The sequence below is a fragment of the Blautia sp. 210820-DFI.6.14 genome, from assembly GCF_020558815.1.
GTDB classification, from domain to species: Bacteria; Bacillota; Clostridia; order Lachnospirales; family Lachnospiraceae; genus Blautia_A; species Blautia_A obeum.
On record NZ_JAJCKS010000043.1, the window covers coordinates 1 to 12,775 of the forward strand.

Below are 12,775 nucleotides of genomic sequence, written 5' to 3' on the forward strand. Positions count from 1 at the left end.
GTGGTCGAATATCTGCTTCTGCCGGATGAGAGGGAACCGCTTGAGAAGGAATTAAAGCGTCTGGCCGATCAGCGGCAGGTGCATGTGATCTTTACCACTGGCGGTACAGGATTTTCCGTGCGGGATATCACACCGGAGGCTACGATCGCTGTCTGTGACCGTATGGCAAACGGCATTGCCGATGCAATCCGCAATTATTCGATGACGATCACTCCCCGTGCAATGTTCAGCCGTGCTGTCAGCGGGCTCAGGGGCCGTACCCTGATCGTCAATCTGCCCGGCAGTCCGAAGGCGGTACAGGAGGCACTGGAGTATCTGCTGCCGCACCTGGAACATGGGATCAGTGTATTGCGGGGAAACGTGAGCGAATGTGCGAGAAAATAGTAATGAATTACTAAAAATTAAAAAATGAGTAGAGAAAGGCGTGAGTCATATTAAAGTGGCTTGCGTCTTTTCTGTTTGGAAAGGATGAAAGGTATAATGACACAACGTATAACAATTTATGATTGTACTTGACAAACTTGTATTATGATATTATATATATAAACAAAGAAGTAGATACAAGAAAATACAAGAAGAAAGGAAAATGGGAAGAAAAATGGAAAGAAAAAAACTGAAAAAGAAAGGGATAGGATCGGCCTGTGCTATTTTATCTGCAACATTGTTTGGTTTTAATGCATATTGCGCAACAAACGCCTATGCAGGTGGAAGCAATCCGATTGCATTTACATTTTACGCATCTGTCATCTGTATTGTATTGACAATACTTATTGCATGTGTCTGTCATATACGCATCATACCTAAAAAAGAGGAGTGTGGATGGCTCATACTGATTGGAACCCTGGGTGGAGTGACAACACTGCTTTTATTTACTGCATTTACATATATTGCCAGTGGTATTGCCACCATATTACATTTTACCTATCCTGTGTATGTGGCCATTGGAAGTGTCTGGCTTTTGAATAAGAAAATGACAAAAGGAAAAACAATAGCCCTTGTGTTGAGTGTTTTAGGTGTTGTTTTTATTTCAGACCTTTCAGGGGATAAAGCAGGGACAGGTATTTTACTGGCATTGTTGTCTGGTCTTACATATGCCGGTTATGTGATTTTTCTGGAAAAGACACATTTTGACCGTGAAAATTGTCTGTTTATCTGCTTTAACATGACACTTGTGAGGCTGGTGTTGACGTTTGTGTACGGTGTTTTAGGCCGACAGATTTTTGTGACGCAGACAGCAGCGGCCTGGGGCTATACAGCTATACAGGCATCATTATCGCTTTTACTGGCAACTATGTTATTTCAGATTGGTGTCAAATATATTGGCGGTATGGTGGCTTCTGTCTTTTCCATGTTTGAGCCGTTGACCTGTCTGATTGTTGGTGTGTTGTTTTTAGGGGAAAATATAAATTATGTAAAGATAGCTGGGTGTGTATTGATCTGTCTTGGTATTCTTGTTGTCATTTATGATGAATTTAAGGAAGAAAGTTAAACGTTGTCGGAGAATACAGCTCAAAATAAAGGATTAAAAGAGTGGAGGATATATGTCAGAAATCATTTTAAGTGCTGGGATTGATATAGGAACGACCACAACGCAGGTGATTTTTAGCCGGTTTACCATGGAAAAACAGGAGGATACGGTGTTACCCCAAAAGTGGAAGTAACTAATCGGGAAGTTATTTATAAAAGCAACATATATTTTACACCTTTAACGAGAGATGATGAAATTGACAGTGAACAAGTCGCATATATCATTTCTATGGAATATGAAAATGCAGGAATGACACCGGATATGCTTGGAAGTGGTGCTGTAATCATTACTGGAGAAAGTGCCAAAAAAAGAAACGCCCGTATGGTGACGGAATCTATTGCAGAGTTGGCAGGAGAGTTTGTGGTTGCGTCAGCGGGTCCGGATCTGGAAAGTCTGCTGCCAGGCAAAGGATCAGGAGCAGCATTGAGTCAGAATGAACAAATTATTTCTGAGTGAAGCTATTAGAGAGAATCCGCTGTGGAGAAAACAAAAGATAACAGCCGGTGAAGAAACAGTGCGTGCGACTGTAATTGGAGCAGGAAATTGCAGTATGGAAGTATCAGGAAGTACTATATATGCTAAAAATGTGGTGTATCCTGTGAAAAATCTTCCGGTACAGAAAGTATATTGCAGGAATGAAGAGGAAATCGCATCCATAGACCAACAGCTGGAATATTTGAAAACGTGATGATTCCCATGATTTTACAAGCTGAATTTGCAAAAGCATTAGGACAGGCAATCAGCAGAAGGCTTCCCCAAAATCATAAAAAGGAAATATTGTGCCTTGACCAGGTGAATTGCGGGAATGGTGATTTTATTGATATAGGAAGACCTTTAGAAGGTGGAATTGCAGCAGAATCCACCCTGGAACGAATTGCAGCTAAAAAAGTGCTGTCAGAGCTTACTGTAAAAGACTTAACAGAAAATCCGGCGGTGCCTTATGAAGAGGATCAGGTGACAAGGATTATTTTGGATGATTTGGATATGGCAGCGTATTGTGAGATAAAAGATGGGACAATTGCACAACTTCGAGAGTGGTTATTAGACAATGGTACGACAGGTGATGAAATGCTTGCCGCCGGTAGAGGCCGCAGCTTATATTGTGGAATTGATCGTAAATATGTTTAAAGAAGCGGAGAAGAAATAATTTACTTGTATTCTGAATTACAATAACTGTAAAAAGTTCAGAGATGTGCTTTCAAATTAACAGAAAAATATAATACATATATAGCATATGTTGACAGTTGTAATATAACATGTTAATATATGTAAAAAAGAAAAATGCCATGGAAAGGAAGAAAATGTATGATAAAAATTGCATGTGTGGGTGACAATGTAGTAGATATCAACTACATTGACGGAATCGTAAACCCTGGTGGAAACTGTGTGAATGTAGCCGTATATTGCAGTCAGATGGGACACAAGGCTGCCTATGTTGGTGTACTGGCAGATGATGACTATGCCAAAGTAATTACAGATTCGCTGAAGAAAAATCAGGTTGCATATGACATGTCCCCTGTGGGACATGGAGAAACCGGCAGATGTTTTATCAATTTAGTAGATGGAGACAGGATTATCGGAGATGAAAATGATGGTGGTCTGTTAAAAGCTTCTCCGTTAAGGCTGGATGAAAAACTGATCATGTATCTGAAAAAATTTGATATTGTGCATACAAGTTGTTATAGCTATATTGATGATGAACTGGAAAAAATCAAAGATGCCGGAATTCCTTTATTATATGATTTTTCTATAGAGTGGGATGATGAAAAAATCAGTCGTCTTTCTGAGGTGGCGGATTTTGCTTTGTTTTCCGGCAGGGATGATAAGACTGAAGAAGAGAACATGTCTGTCCTGAAAAAAGTAGTTGATGGCAGACATTGTCGTATGGCAATTCTCACCATGGGAACTCAAGGTGCCTGGGTGTATGATGGACATACTGTACATACGAAAAAACCTTACAATATTGAGGGTGGTGCCATAGATACAACAGGTTGTGGTGATTCCTGGATCAGTGGATTTATTTCTACATATATTGAGATTACAAAAAGAATGTATCAGATGGCGACGGTGTCAGACGAGCACTTTATTCAACAGAAAAATGTGGAAGATGTAAAGACACATGCTATAGAAATGGCTATGTGTATGGGAAATCTGAAAGCGAGACAGACCTGCCGGATCAAAGGTGCCTATGGTTGTGGCGTGCCTGTGGATTCTATACGAAAGAGAGACTGAGGAATGGTACGTGATAAAAAATGCATAGGTGTATTAACCAGCGGTGGTGATGCACCGGGAATGAACGCCGCGATCCGTGCAGTCGTACGTACTGCCATAACAAAGGACATTATACCGGTGGGGGTAATTCGTGGGTATAATGGCCTGTTGGAGAAAAATATCACACGTATGGACGCCCGAAGTGTGTCGGGAATTATCCAACGTGGAGACACCATATTAAAAACTGCCAGATGTAAAGAATTTTATGAAGAAAAATATCGTGAAATTGCATATCAGAACGCAAAAGAGCTGGGGCTTGATGGCTTGGTTGTGATTGGTGGTGACGGTTCTTACCAAGGCGCAGGTTTCCTGTCGAGACTGGGACTACCATGTATTGGCATTCCAGGAACTATTGATAATGATATTGCCTGTACAGAATACACTATTGGTTTTGATACGGCTATGAACACGGTTATTGAATGTGTAGATAAACTGGATGATACCTGCAAATCGCATGAACGATGCAGCGTAGTGGAAGTCATGGGACGGCATGCCGGTCATGTAGCTCTGAATACGGGGATTGCAACCGGCGCCATCGGTATTATTACGGAGGAAATCCCGAACAGCATCGAGGATATTGCCAGACATATATTTAAAGCCAGAGAGATCGGCAAAGAGCATTTTGTGGTCATAGTATCTGAAGGATACGGAAAACCTCATGAGATTGCTGAAAAGATAGAAGCCATGACAGGAGTAGAGAGCCGTGCGACGGTGCTGGGACACATCCAGAGAGGTGGTGCACCTACATTAAAAGACCGTGTTGTTGCGACACAGATGGGACACAGAGCTGTGGAACTCCTTGAACAGGGCATTGGAGATCGGGTCATTGCACAGAGAAGCGACTGTATCGTGGATCTGGATCTGGAAGAAGCATTGGCCATGAAAAAGGATCTGGACCGTAATCTGTATCACATCATGCTGGATACGTCATTCTGATGGAGATGAGGACTATGAGAGAAATTTTCAGACAAAGAAAGATGGATCCAGCAAAATGTCTTCTTGCATTGGATATAGATGGAACTCTGACAAATTCAGAAAAAAAGGTGACCGGAAAGGTACAGCACGCACTGGATCAATTTGTGGCAGCCGGAGGAAGAATCATACTGGCTTCCGGACGTCCGACATATGGCATTGTACCTGTGGCAGAGACACTTGGTCTGCCGGAAAAAGGGGGATATATCCTGGCCTATAACGGTGGGCGTGTCATGGATTGTAAGACAGGAAGATACCTTTATGAAAAAAATCTGCCTCAGGATGTGATTCCGGTACTTGCCAGACAGGCAAAAGAGTTTGGTGTCAATATTATGACCTATGAAGATGACTGTATTATCACGGAACAGCCAGAGGATATCTACTGTGTGAAAGAAAGCCAGATCAATCACATGAAAATAAAACAGGTAAAATCATTTTCAGACTATGTGATATTTCCTGTGACAAAATGTCTGCTGACAGCAGACGGTGATTATCTGCAGCAGGTAGAAGAAAAGATGAAAGCATACTGGGGGGAGAAATTAAGCATCTGCCGTTCGGAACCATATTTTCTTGAGGTGACGGCAAATGGCATTGATAAGGCAGGCACTCTCGCCCGTGTGCTGGAACAGTTACAGCTGAACAAACAGAATCTGGTGGCCTGTGGAGATGGATTTAATGATATCTCCATGATCTCTTACGCGGAAATCGGTGTTGCAATGACAAATGGCAGTGAAAAAACAAAGGCTTCTGCAGATTGTATTGCGCCTTCTAACGATGATGATGGGATAGCTGCGGTCATAGACTGTCTGTTGGAAAATACTGTGAAACTATAAGACATGAAAGGAAACAGATATAAAGAAGCTGTTTCCTTTTTTGATGGATAATAATGAAAAGGCGGAATACTTTCAAGCTGGAAGTATTCCGCCTTTGGTTTAGTCAATGTTAATGGATAAATGATTGACCTCATTAGAAAGATTAAATTTAAAGTAGCTTCCGGACATGATCTGTTTGGTCCAGTGAATAGGTGCTCCGGTATCGGAAATAACTTCTTCTTTCAGAACAAACAGGGGACTTCCGGCTGGAATATCCAGAAACAAAGATTCTTCCGGGGTAGCGGCACTGGCCTCCAGACAGAGCTTTACAAAACAATAATTTTCCGGATTTGCACCGGTATGCTGTTCGATTGTTGCATAAAGGGAACGATTTTCAAGATCCTCGTCCAGCAGGAATGCATACTGCCGGTAAGGAAGATGTACGTGTTCTATGATCACAGGCTGATCATTGGCATAGCGAATACGCTTGATATAGATAACATCATCCCCTTCTTTGAGATCCAGTGTACGGATGTCGTACAAAGATGCTTCCTGGCGGCAGACACACAGGATATGTGTTTGCATTTTGATATTATTTTCACGGCAGGTGCTGGTAAATCCCTGAAACTTAATCAGATTATTCTGGATTTTCTGGTTTTCAACAAATGTTCCCTTTCCGTGTTTCCGGATGAGAATTCCTTCGTCTACGAGATCGGTGATGGCATTTCGGACAGTAACGCGACTTACCTTATACATCTCGCAGTATTTATTTTCACTGGGGAGCATTTGTCCTGCTTGGTATTCGCCAGATGCAATTTTTTCTTTGATGTCATTCTCAATCTGCTGATAGAGTGGAATGGCACTGTCGTGTTTTAACATGGTATTACAACTCCTTATTTATTTACGATATATGATATGTTAGTGATATTGTACCATCATGTTTTATCAAGTGCAAGTGCTAAAAAACAATTTTTTGGCAAGTTGCATAAAAAAACAACATAAAAATCTGCTAAAATATAAAAAATGTAAGATAGGGATTGACCAATGTGATAAGATGTGTTAATATGACATCACAGAACATAATAATACATGCTTGGGCGGAAAAGAAATACAGTTAAAGTTTAAGGAGGAAGAAAGATGCAAAGAAAATGGAAAAAAGCAGTAGCTGCTCTTACGGTAGCGGCTCTTGGAATGACAACATTTGCAGGTTGTGGTGGAAGTACAGCTTCAGATGGAAGTCAGGCAGCGGACACATCGGCAGCAGACGGACAGGTAACGATTAAGTTTGTGCATAAGTTCCCGGAAGACAAACGAATGCAGTACTTCAACGATATCGTTGCAGAGTTTGAAGAAAAGAATCCGAATATTAAGGTAGAAATGACATCCTACGGTGATGAGGAAATCAAAGATAAGACACGAGTTCTCCTTGGCAGTGCAGATGCACCGGATATTTTCTTTACATGGAGTGGAGAGAGAATTACTCAGTATGTGGACTCCGGAAATGCCATGGATATCAGCAAGTATCTGGAAGATGACAGTGCATGGAAAGACAGCTTTAACCAGACAATGCTGGAGACCTGCAATAAGAATGGTTCTTACTGGGCAATCCCATGGGATTATTCTTCAAAAGAGATTGTTTACAATAAGCAGGTATTTGCGAATGCAGGGGTCACAGAGACACCGAAGACATGGGATGAATTTCTGGATGTCTGCGAAAAGATTAAAGCCAGTGGTGTAACACCGATCGCACTGGGTAATCAGTATTCCTGGGTTGTCTGCCACTATATTACAACGTTAAATGGAAAACTGGTTCCGCAGGATACAATTCAGAGCAACTACAGTCTTGAAAATACAGATTTTACAGATGCCGGATATGCGAAAGCCCTGGATATGATGAAAGAGCTTCTGGATAAGGGATATGTAAATACAGATGTAAACTCCTGTACATGGGAGATGTCAGAGTCGATGGTGCAGGAAGGCACTGCAGGCATGGTGTACGAAGAGGTACAGAACCTGAAAGCATATGATGACAAGCTGGGCGATGACTGGGGATATTTTGATTTCCCGGAGATCGAAGGAGAAGCAGGAGCCAGTGGATATATCACAGGTGGTCCGGATGTATTCATGGTCAATGCAGCATCCAAACATCCTGATGAGGCAATTACATTCCTGAAATGGCTGACAAGCGATGAAGTACAGGCAAAGATAGTATATGAACTTGGTTTCCTTCCGTGTACAAATGTACAGCTTGATGCTGATAAGTGCATGTCGGAAACTCTTGAGATCATTAATAAGAATATGGATGCACCTGGTATTTCAGAATGGCTTGACTGTGCTCTGAACCAGACCGTAGCAGATACATATCTGATCGGCTGCCAGACTATTTTCGAAGATGAAAACGGTGAATCTATTATGAAAGAAGTATCAGAAACTGCAAAAGAAGTTGCTGCAGATCAGTAACAAGAATGGCGATCCGGTATTCTACTGCGGCGGGATACCGGATATTTGCCGGAAAGGTTTGACATATGACGACATTATATAAAAATAAAAAAATGCTTTGCATTTTTCTGCTTCCGGCAGTATTGCTTGTGGCATTGCTGATATTTTTACCTGTAATACTGAATGTGTATTACAGCATGTTTAAATGGACCGCATATTCCAAATCCATGGAATTTGTCGGATTAAAATATTTTCAGAAACTATTTGCAGATGAGAAAGTCTGGCATGCTTTGCTGAATAATGCGAAATATGCCGTTATATCTATTGTTTTCCAGGTTGGTCTGGCACTGATCATAGCACATCTCCTCAATAATTTTGCAAATAGGAGATTCGCATCTATGACACGTGTTATTATCTTTATCCCTGCGGTTGTCTCTCTGACGGCCATTGGTCTGTTATGGGTTATTGCATACAATCCATCTATTGGTTTTGTAAATCCGGTGCTGGAAAAGATTGGACTGGGTGCAATTGCACATGACTACTTAGGCGACAGTAAGACGGCAATGTGGTCGGTTATCATGGTTTCGCAGTGGCAGTATATCGGTGAGATGGTCATGCTGTATACGGTAGGTCTGCAGAGCGTACCCCGCGAAATATATGAAGCAGCTTCTATCGATGGCGCCAATGGTTTCCAGACTTTTTTCCAGATTACGATCCCGATGATCAAATCTACAATCCTGATGAACACAACGATTACGATTATCGGCGCATTTATGGTATTTGATGAAGTGTATGTTATGACCAGTGGAGGTCCCGGCAATGCAACAGAAGTCCTGGCAACATTAATGTATAAGACTGGATTCAGAAAAGATAATATGGGATATGCCAGTGCCATCGGAGTACTGCTGTTTGTGATTACGTTTATCTTTTCGTTTATCCAGATGCGAATGTATAACGTAAAAGAAACGATGAAGGGGGAATCCTAAGATGAGCAAAAGAACGAAAGTATTAAGAGGAATCGTTCATATCCTTATGGCTCTGTATATTGTGGTCATTTTATTTCCCCTTTTGTGGATGGTTCTGAGTGGATTTAAGTCAGATGCAGATATTTTTTCATCTCCGTGGAGTCTGCCGGAGAGCTGGAAAATTTCAAATTATATCTATGTATGGACGACCTATATACAGAAGTCAGTACTCAACAGTTTGTTCTTTACAGTTGTAGGTACATTCTTTGTAGTATTGATCTCAGGCATGGCGGCTTATGCAATTATCAGATTCAGGTTTAAACATAAATATCTTGTTTTTATGTTTGTATTATCAGGCATGATGCTTGCACCGCAGTGTTCATTGATCCCCATTTATAAGATGCTCTCTACGATTGGCCTGTACAATACAAGGATCGGTATGTTGATTCCTTATATTGCATACAGAGTACCATTCTCATTCTTCCTGATGTGGTCCTTTATGCTCAACCTTCCGGTGGAAGTAGAGGAAGCGGCTATCATTGATGGGTGTTCGATCCGTCAGGTATTTTTTAACATTGTATTGAAAATGAGTAAGCCGGTAATTGCAACAACAGCTGTTATGAGTGCCAGGTATATCTGGAATGATTTTGCCTTTGCCCTTGTATTTTCTGAAGGCCGCGAGCTGCAAACTGTGCCGCTGGCAATTTTTGCCATTCGTTCAACCAGTCAGACACAGTGGGGCGTTCTGATCGCAGGTCTGACGTTAGCAGCACTGCCAATGGTAGTTGTATATATTTGTCTGCAACAGTACTTTGTAGATGGTATGAATTCCGGTGCTGTCAAAGGATAAAACAAGAAAAATAATAATACATCAAAATACATGTTGACACATGCATTAATACATGATAATATGAGTTTACAAGAAAACAAGGAAAACAATCATGAGAAATAAAACAGGAGGACGAAAAACAATGATTGATTTTGATGAGAAAAAAATTATTGAAAAAGCCGACAAGCTGTATGCACTGCGTGGTGAACTTGAAGCGGTTGCTGATAAAGTCTGCGAAGCGGGATTTGACAATATTCTGTTTACTTCCGCAGGTGGATCTCTGGCAGCACTTGAACCATTTGCCTATATGATGAAGAGTATGTCAAAGATTCCGGTGTTCACAGAAATCCCGGCAGAGTTGATGGTAACCGGAAATGCCATGGTGACAGATAAAACGGTAGCAATCCTGACGTCAAAATCCGGTGATACGAAGGAAACAGTTGCTGTAGCAAAATGGCTGGCAGAGAGAAATGTAACAACTATTTCTTTCTGCGGTGAAGAAAATTCTCCGTTAAAAGAAGCAACTACCTATTCTGTATGTTATGGAGAAGGCGATCCACATGATCTTATGGCTATCTTCGTTGTAGGTAAGATTATGTATAACCGTGGCGAATTTGCAGATTATCCGCAGTTTGCTGATGAGTTGAAAAACCTTGGTAATCTTCTGGTATCTGTACAGAAGGCTGCTGATGAAAAAGGAAAAGCATATGCAGCGATGTTTGCAGATAAAGATAAAGAGTATCAGATCTGGATTGGTTCCGGTATGACCTGGGGACATACATATTCCATGGCCATGTGTGTACTCGAAGAGTGCCAGTGGCTCCGTACAAAATCTGTAAATTCAGCAGAATTTTTCCACGGCACGATTGAAATGGTGGAAAAAGGTGTTCTGGTATGTGTCGGCATGGGTGAGGGTCCGACAAGACCGTTGGATGAGAGAGTTATCCACTTTGTGCAGAAACATACGGATCAGCTGTTTGTCTTCGATACTAAGGATTACGAGTTCCCGGGTATCAGCGATAAATTCCGCTGGCTGCTTTCACCAGTTATGCTGTGGGCTATCTATGAGAGAGCTTATACAAACCTTGCAGATGTTCGTAAGCACACATTGGATATCCGCCGTTATTACAGGAGACTGGAATATTAATATAATAGTATCTAAATAAAAATTACAATATGAAATTTAATTCAGGAGGAAAATATAATGTTTAACTTTAATGTGCCTCGTTACGAGAAAGTAGTTACCGATGCAATCAATTTAAGACCGCAGATTGAAGCCGCAGTAGACAAGATCTGTAAAGAAGGATATTCCAATATATTCTTTATCGGCTGTGGCGGTACATATGCACATTCCCTGCCGATGAAATACTGGATGGACGGTTCTTCTTCGATTGATACGGTCAGCGTGATCGCAGCAGAATTTATGGCTGCTCCGCCGAAGAAATTTACAAAAGATTCTGTCTGCGTATTCTCTACAAGAAGCGGTAATACGAAAGAAATCGTAGCAGCTGCAAAGTTCTGTAAAGAGGCCGGCGCAAGAACCATCGTGTATGTATCCAATGACAATACACCGGTTTGTGAATATGCAGATTATAAACTGTTCAGTTTTGCAGAAGATGATTGTCTGTGTGAGGCAATTTATACCTATATGATCACCATGATCGCACGGTTTATGAAGAATGCAGGGGAGTTCCCGAAATATGATCAGTTCATGGATGAGTACGCAAAGATCGTTCCGTATCTGCTGAAAGCGAAAGAGCAGTATGAAGACCGTTGTGCCAAGATGGCAGCAGAACATAAAGATACAGATTATCATATGGTTATCGGTTCCGGTATGCTCTGGGGCGAAGCTTACGACTATGCGATGTGTATTCTGGAAGAGATGCAGTGGATCAAAACAAAATCCATCCATGCCGCAGAGTTTTTCCATGGCACGATCGAGCTGCTGGAAGAGGGCATGAGTCTGATTCTCTTCTATGGAGAGGATGAAACCAGACCGCTGATGGATCGTGTAGATACATTTTCTGAGAAGATTATCAAAGAAAAATTCGGAACAAATATCTGTGTCAATAAATTTGATACAAAAGAGGTTGAACTTCCATTTACAGATCCGGAATTCCGTAAGATTGTTTCTCCGATGGTTATGTATGCGATCACTGAACGTCTCAGCTGCCATCTTGAGAAAGAAAGAAATCATCCGTTGACAACCAGAAGATATTACCGTCAGATGGAATATTAAATTATGTATCTGTGGCTGCAGCCCGAAAGGCTGCAGCCTTTTTACGAAGGAGGAAAAAGATGCAGGCAGTCATATTTGATATGGATGGCGTTATTTTTGATTCAGAAGCAAAAGGGATTGAGTGCTGGAAAGAGGTTGCACGCAGATATGGTATCCAGAATATTGAAAATACCTGTTATCGTTGTCTGGGAGTAAATGAAAAGGCAGTTGTGCAGATTTTTAAGGCGACTTATGGTGAAACGTTTGATTTTGAATTTTATTCTGAAAAAGAAAGAGAGATTTTTCTAAGCCGGTATGCAGGTGCGAAGCTGCCACAGAAACAGGGGATTAAAGAGTTATTGCAGTGGTTAAAAGACAATGGAATAAAAACAGCAGTGGCATCCTCAACAAATCGTGAGACTGTAAAACAGGAGCTGGCAGATGGAGGTCTTTTGGATTATTTTAGTGTCGTTATTGGCGGAGATATGATTGAACGGAGTAAACCTGCACCTGATATTTTTATGGAAGCCTGCAGACAGTTGAATGTATTGCCTGAAGATTCTTTTATTATTGAGGATTCCTATAATGGTATACGTGCAGCACATGCCGCAGGTGCCAAAGCAATTATGGTACCTGATCTTTTACAGCCAACAGAGGAGATACGGGAATTGGTGTATAGTGTGCAGGATTCGCTGGTGCATGTGAGAAAAATGCTTGAACAGGAAATAAACTTTTGATATT

Annotated in this window: 16 protein-coding genes; 15 read left to right on the plus strand and 1 reads right to left on the minus strand. The window is 41.3% G+C overall.

Features of this window, described 5'->3' with window-relative positions:
• The 9 genes from LI112_RS16885 to LI112_RS16920 all read left to right on the plus strand — a co-directional run.
• A partial coding sequence (locus LI112_RS16885; RefSeq protein ID WP_129796116.1) for a molybdenum cofactor biosynthesis protein B occupies nt 1-384 on the plus strand: 384 nt, incomplete at its 5' end.
• 202 nt (nt 385-586) lie between these two features.
• The gene (locus LI112_RS16890; RefSeq protein WP_055057127.1) at nt 587-1,489 is read left to right on the plus strand and encodes a DMT family transporter; all 903 of its coding nucleotides are present in this window, start codon (nt 587-589) and stop codon (nt 1,487-1,489) included.
• A 52-nt stretch (nt 1,490-1,541) separates the two neighbouring features.
• The gene (locus tag LI112_RS18235) at nt 1,542-1,661 is read left to right on the plus strand and encodes an ethanolamine ammonia-lyase reactivating factor EutA (RefSeq protein ID WP_117628839.1); all 120 of its coding nucleotides are present in this window, start codon (nt 1,542-1,544) and stop codon (nt 1,659-1,661) included.
• Nucleotides 1,652-1,984: an ethanolamine ammonia-lyase reactivating factor EutA gene (locus LI112_RS18240; protein ID WP_055057128.1), complete on the plus strand. Its 333-nt coding sequence runs from the start codon at nt 1,652-1,654 to the stop codon at nt 1,982-1,984. The genes LI112_RS18235 and LI112_RS18240 overlap by 10 nt, the downstream gene beginning before the upstream one ends.
• On the plus strand, nt 1,962-2,216 hold the full coding sequence (locus LI112_RS16900) for an ethanolamine ammonia-lyase reactivating factor EutA (RefSeq protein ID WP_055057129.1): 255 nt from the start codon (nt 1,962-1,964) through the stop codon (nt 2,214-2,216). Before LI112_RS18240 ends, LI112_RS16900 begins: the two co-directional genes overlap by 23 nt.
• Nucleotides 2,216-2,656: an ethanolamine ammonia-lyase subunit EutB gene (eutB, locus tag LI112_RS16905; RefSeq protein ID WP_055057130.1), complete on the plus strand. Its 441-nt coding sequence runs from the start codon at nt 2,216-2,218 to the stop codon at nt 2,654-2,656. The genes LI112_RS16900 and eutB overlap by 1 nt, the downstream gene beginning before the upstream one ends.
• Nucleotides 2,657-2,833: 177 nt before the next feature.
• Nucleotides 2,834-3,760, plus strand: a complete 927-nt coding sequence (locus LI112_RS16910; protein ID WP_055057131.1) for a PfkB family carbohydrate kinase — start codon at nt 2,834-2,836, stop codon at nt 3,758-3,760.
• Between the two features lie 3 nt (nt 3,761-3,763).
• On the plus strand, nt 3,764-4,735 hold the full coding sequence (gene pfkA / locus LI112_RS16915; protein WP_055057132.1) for a 6-phosphofructokinase: 972 nt from the start codon (nt 3,764-3,766) through the stop codon (nt 4,733-4,735).
• Nucleotides 4,736-4,749: 14 nt separating this feature from the next.
• Nucleotides 4,750-5,604 (plus strand): Cof-type HAD-IIB family hydrolase, encoded by an 855-nt coding sequence (locus LI112_RS16920; protein WP_055057133.1) that lies wholly within the window; start codon nt 4,750-4,752, stop codon nt 5,602-5,604.
• Between the two features lie 99 nt (nt 5,605-5,703).
• Here the strand turns inward: LI112_RS16920 and LI112_RS16925 are convergent, their stop codons facing one another.
• Nucleotides 5,704-6,462 (minus strand): GntR family transcriptional regulator, encoded by a 759-nt coding sequence (locus LI112_RS16925; protein WP_055057134.1) that lies wholly within the window; start codon nt 6,460-6,462, stop codon nt 5,704-5,706.
• A 258-nt stretch (nt 6,463-6,720) separates the two neighbouring features.
• Here LI112_RS16925 and LI112_RS16930 point away from each other — a divergent pair, with 258 nt between their 5' ends.
• The 6 genes from LI112_RS16930 (at nt 6,721) to LI112_RS16955 (ending at nt 12,771) form a co-directional block, all read left to right on the plus strand.
• Complete coding sequence (locus LI112_RS16930) at nt 6,721-8,043, plus strand: ABC transporter substrate-binding protein (RefSeq protein ID WP_227191131.1); 1,323 nt, start codon at nt 6,721-6,723, stop codon at nt 8,041-8,043.
• Nucleotides 8,044-8,108: 65 nt separating this feature from the next.
• Nucleotides 8,109-9,008: a carbohydrate ABC transporter permease gene (locus tag LI112_RS16935; protein ID WP_227191132.1), complete on the plus strand. Its 900-nt coding sequence runs from the start codon at nt 8,109-8,111 to the stop codon at nt 9,006-9,008.
• Between the two features lies 1 nt (nt 9,009).
• Nucleotides 9,010-9,837: a carbohydrate ABC transporter permease gene (locus tag LI112_RS16940; protein WP_055057137.1), complete on the plus strand. Its 828-nt coding sequence runs from the start codon at nt 9,010-9,012 to the stop codon at nt 9,835-9,837.
• Nucleotides 9,838-9,928: 91 nt separating this feature from the next.
• Nucleotides 9,929-10,963 carry an SIS domain-containing protein gene (locus LI112_RS16945; RefSeq protein ID WP_227191133.1) on the plus strand — a complete coding sequence of 345 codons (1,035 nt, stop codon included), beginning with the start codon at nt 9,929-9,931 and terminating at the stop codon, nt 10,961-10,963.
• Nucleotides 10,964-11,020: 57 nt separating this feature from the next.
• Nucleotides 11,021-12,055 carry an SIS domain-containing protein gene (locus LI112_RS16950; RefSeq protein ID WP_055057138.1) on the plus strand — a complete coding sequence of 345 codons (1,035 nt, stop codon included), beginning with the start codon at nt 11,021-11,023 and terminating at the stop codon, nt 12,053-12,055.
• 59 nt (nt 12,056-12,114) lie between these two features.
• Entirely contained in the window at nt 12,115-12,771 is a 657-nt protein-coding gene (locus LI112_RS16955) for an HAD family phosphatase (RefSeq protein WP_055057139.1), read from the plus strand.
• Nucleotides 12,772-12,775 lie beyond the last annotated feature (4 nt).

Excerpts from the sequence above, each read along its gene's own strand:
- LI112_RS16890 (WP_055057127.1), top strand. The coding sequence starts at position 587 with ATGGGAAGAAAAATGGAAAGAAAAAAACTGAAAAAGAAAGGGATAGGA.
- LI112_RS18235 (WP_117628839.1), top strand. The coding sequence starts at position 1,542 with ATGTCAGAAATCATTTTAAGTGCTGGGATTGATATAGGAACGACCACA.
- LI112_RS16900 (WP_055057129.1), top strand. The coding sequence starts at position 1,962 with ATGAACAAATTATTTCTGAGTGAAGCTATTAGAGAGAATCCGCTGTGG.
- eutB (WP_055057130.1), top strand. The coding sequence starts at position 2,216 with ATGATTCCCATGATTTTACAAGCTGAATTTGCAAAAGCATTAGGACAG.
- LI112_RS16910 (WP_055057131.1), top strand. The coding sequence starts at position 2,834 with ATGATAAAAATTGCATGTGTGGGTGACAATGTAGTAGATATCAACTAC.
- pfkA (WP_055057132.1), top strand. The coding sequence starts at position 3,764 with ATGGTACGTGATAAAAAATGCATAGGTGTATTAACCAGCGGTGGTGAT.
- LI112_RS16920 (WP_055057133.1), top strand. The coding sequence starts at position 4,750 with ATGAGAGAAATTTTCAGACAAAGAAAGATGGATCCAGCAAAATGTCTT.
- LI112_RS16925 (WP_055057134.1), bottom strand. The coding sequence starts at position 6,462 with ATGTTAAAACACGACAGTGCCATTCCACTCTATCAGCAGATTGAGAAT.
- LI112_RS16930 (WP_227191131.1), top strand. The coding sequence starts at position 6,721 with ATGCAAAGAAAATGGAAAAAAGCAGTAGCTGCTCTTACGGTAGCGGCT.
- LI112_RS16935 (WP_227191132.1), top strand. The coding sequence starts at position 8,109 with ATGACGACATTATATAAAAATAAAAAAATGCTTTGCATTTTTCTGCTT.
- LI112_RS16940 (WP_055057137.1), top strand. The coding sequence starts at position 9,010 with ATGAGCAAAAGAACGAAAGTATTAAGAGGAATCGTTCATATCCTTATG.
- LI112_RS16945 (WP_227191133.1), top strand. The coding sequence starts at position 9,929 with ATGAGAAATAAAACAGGAGGACGAAAAACAATGATTGATTTTGATGAG.
- LI112_RS16950 (WP_055057138.1), top strand. The coding sequence starts at position 11,021 with ATGTTTAACTTTAATGTGCCTCGTTACGAGAAAGTAGTTACCGATGCA.
- LI112_RS16955 (WP_055057139.1), top strand. The coding sequence starts at position 12,115 with ATGCAGGCAGTCATATTTGATATGGATGGCGTTATTTTTGATTCAGAA.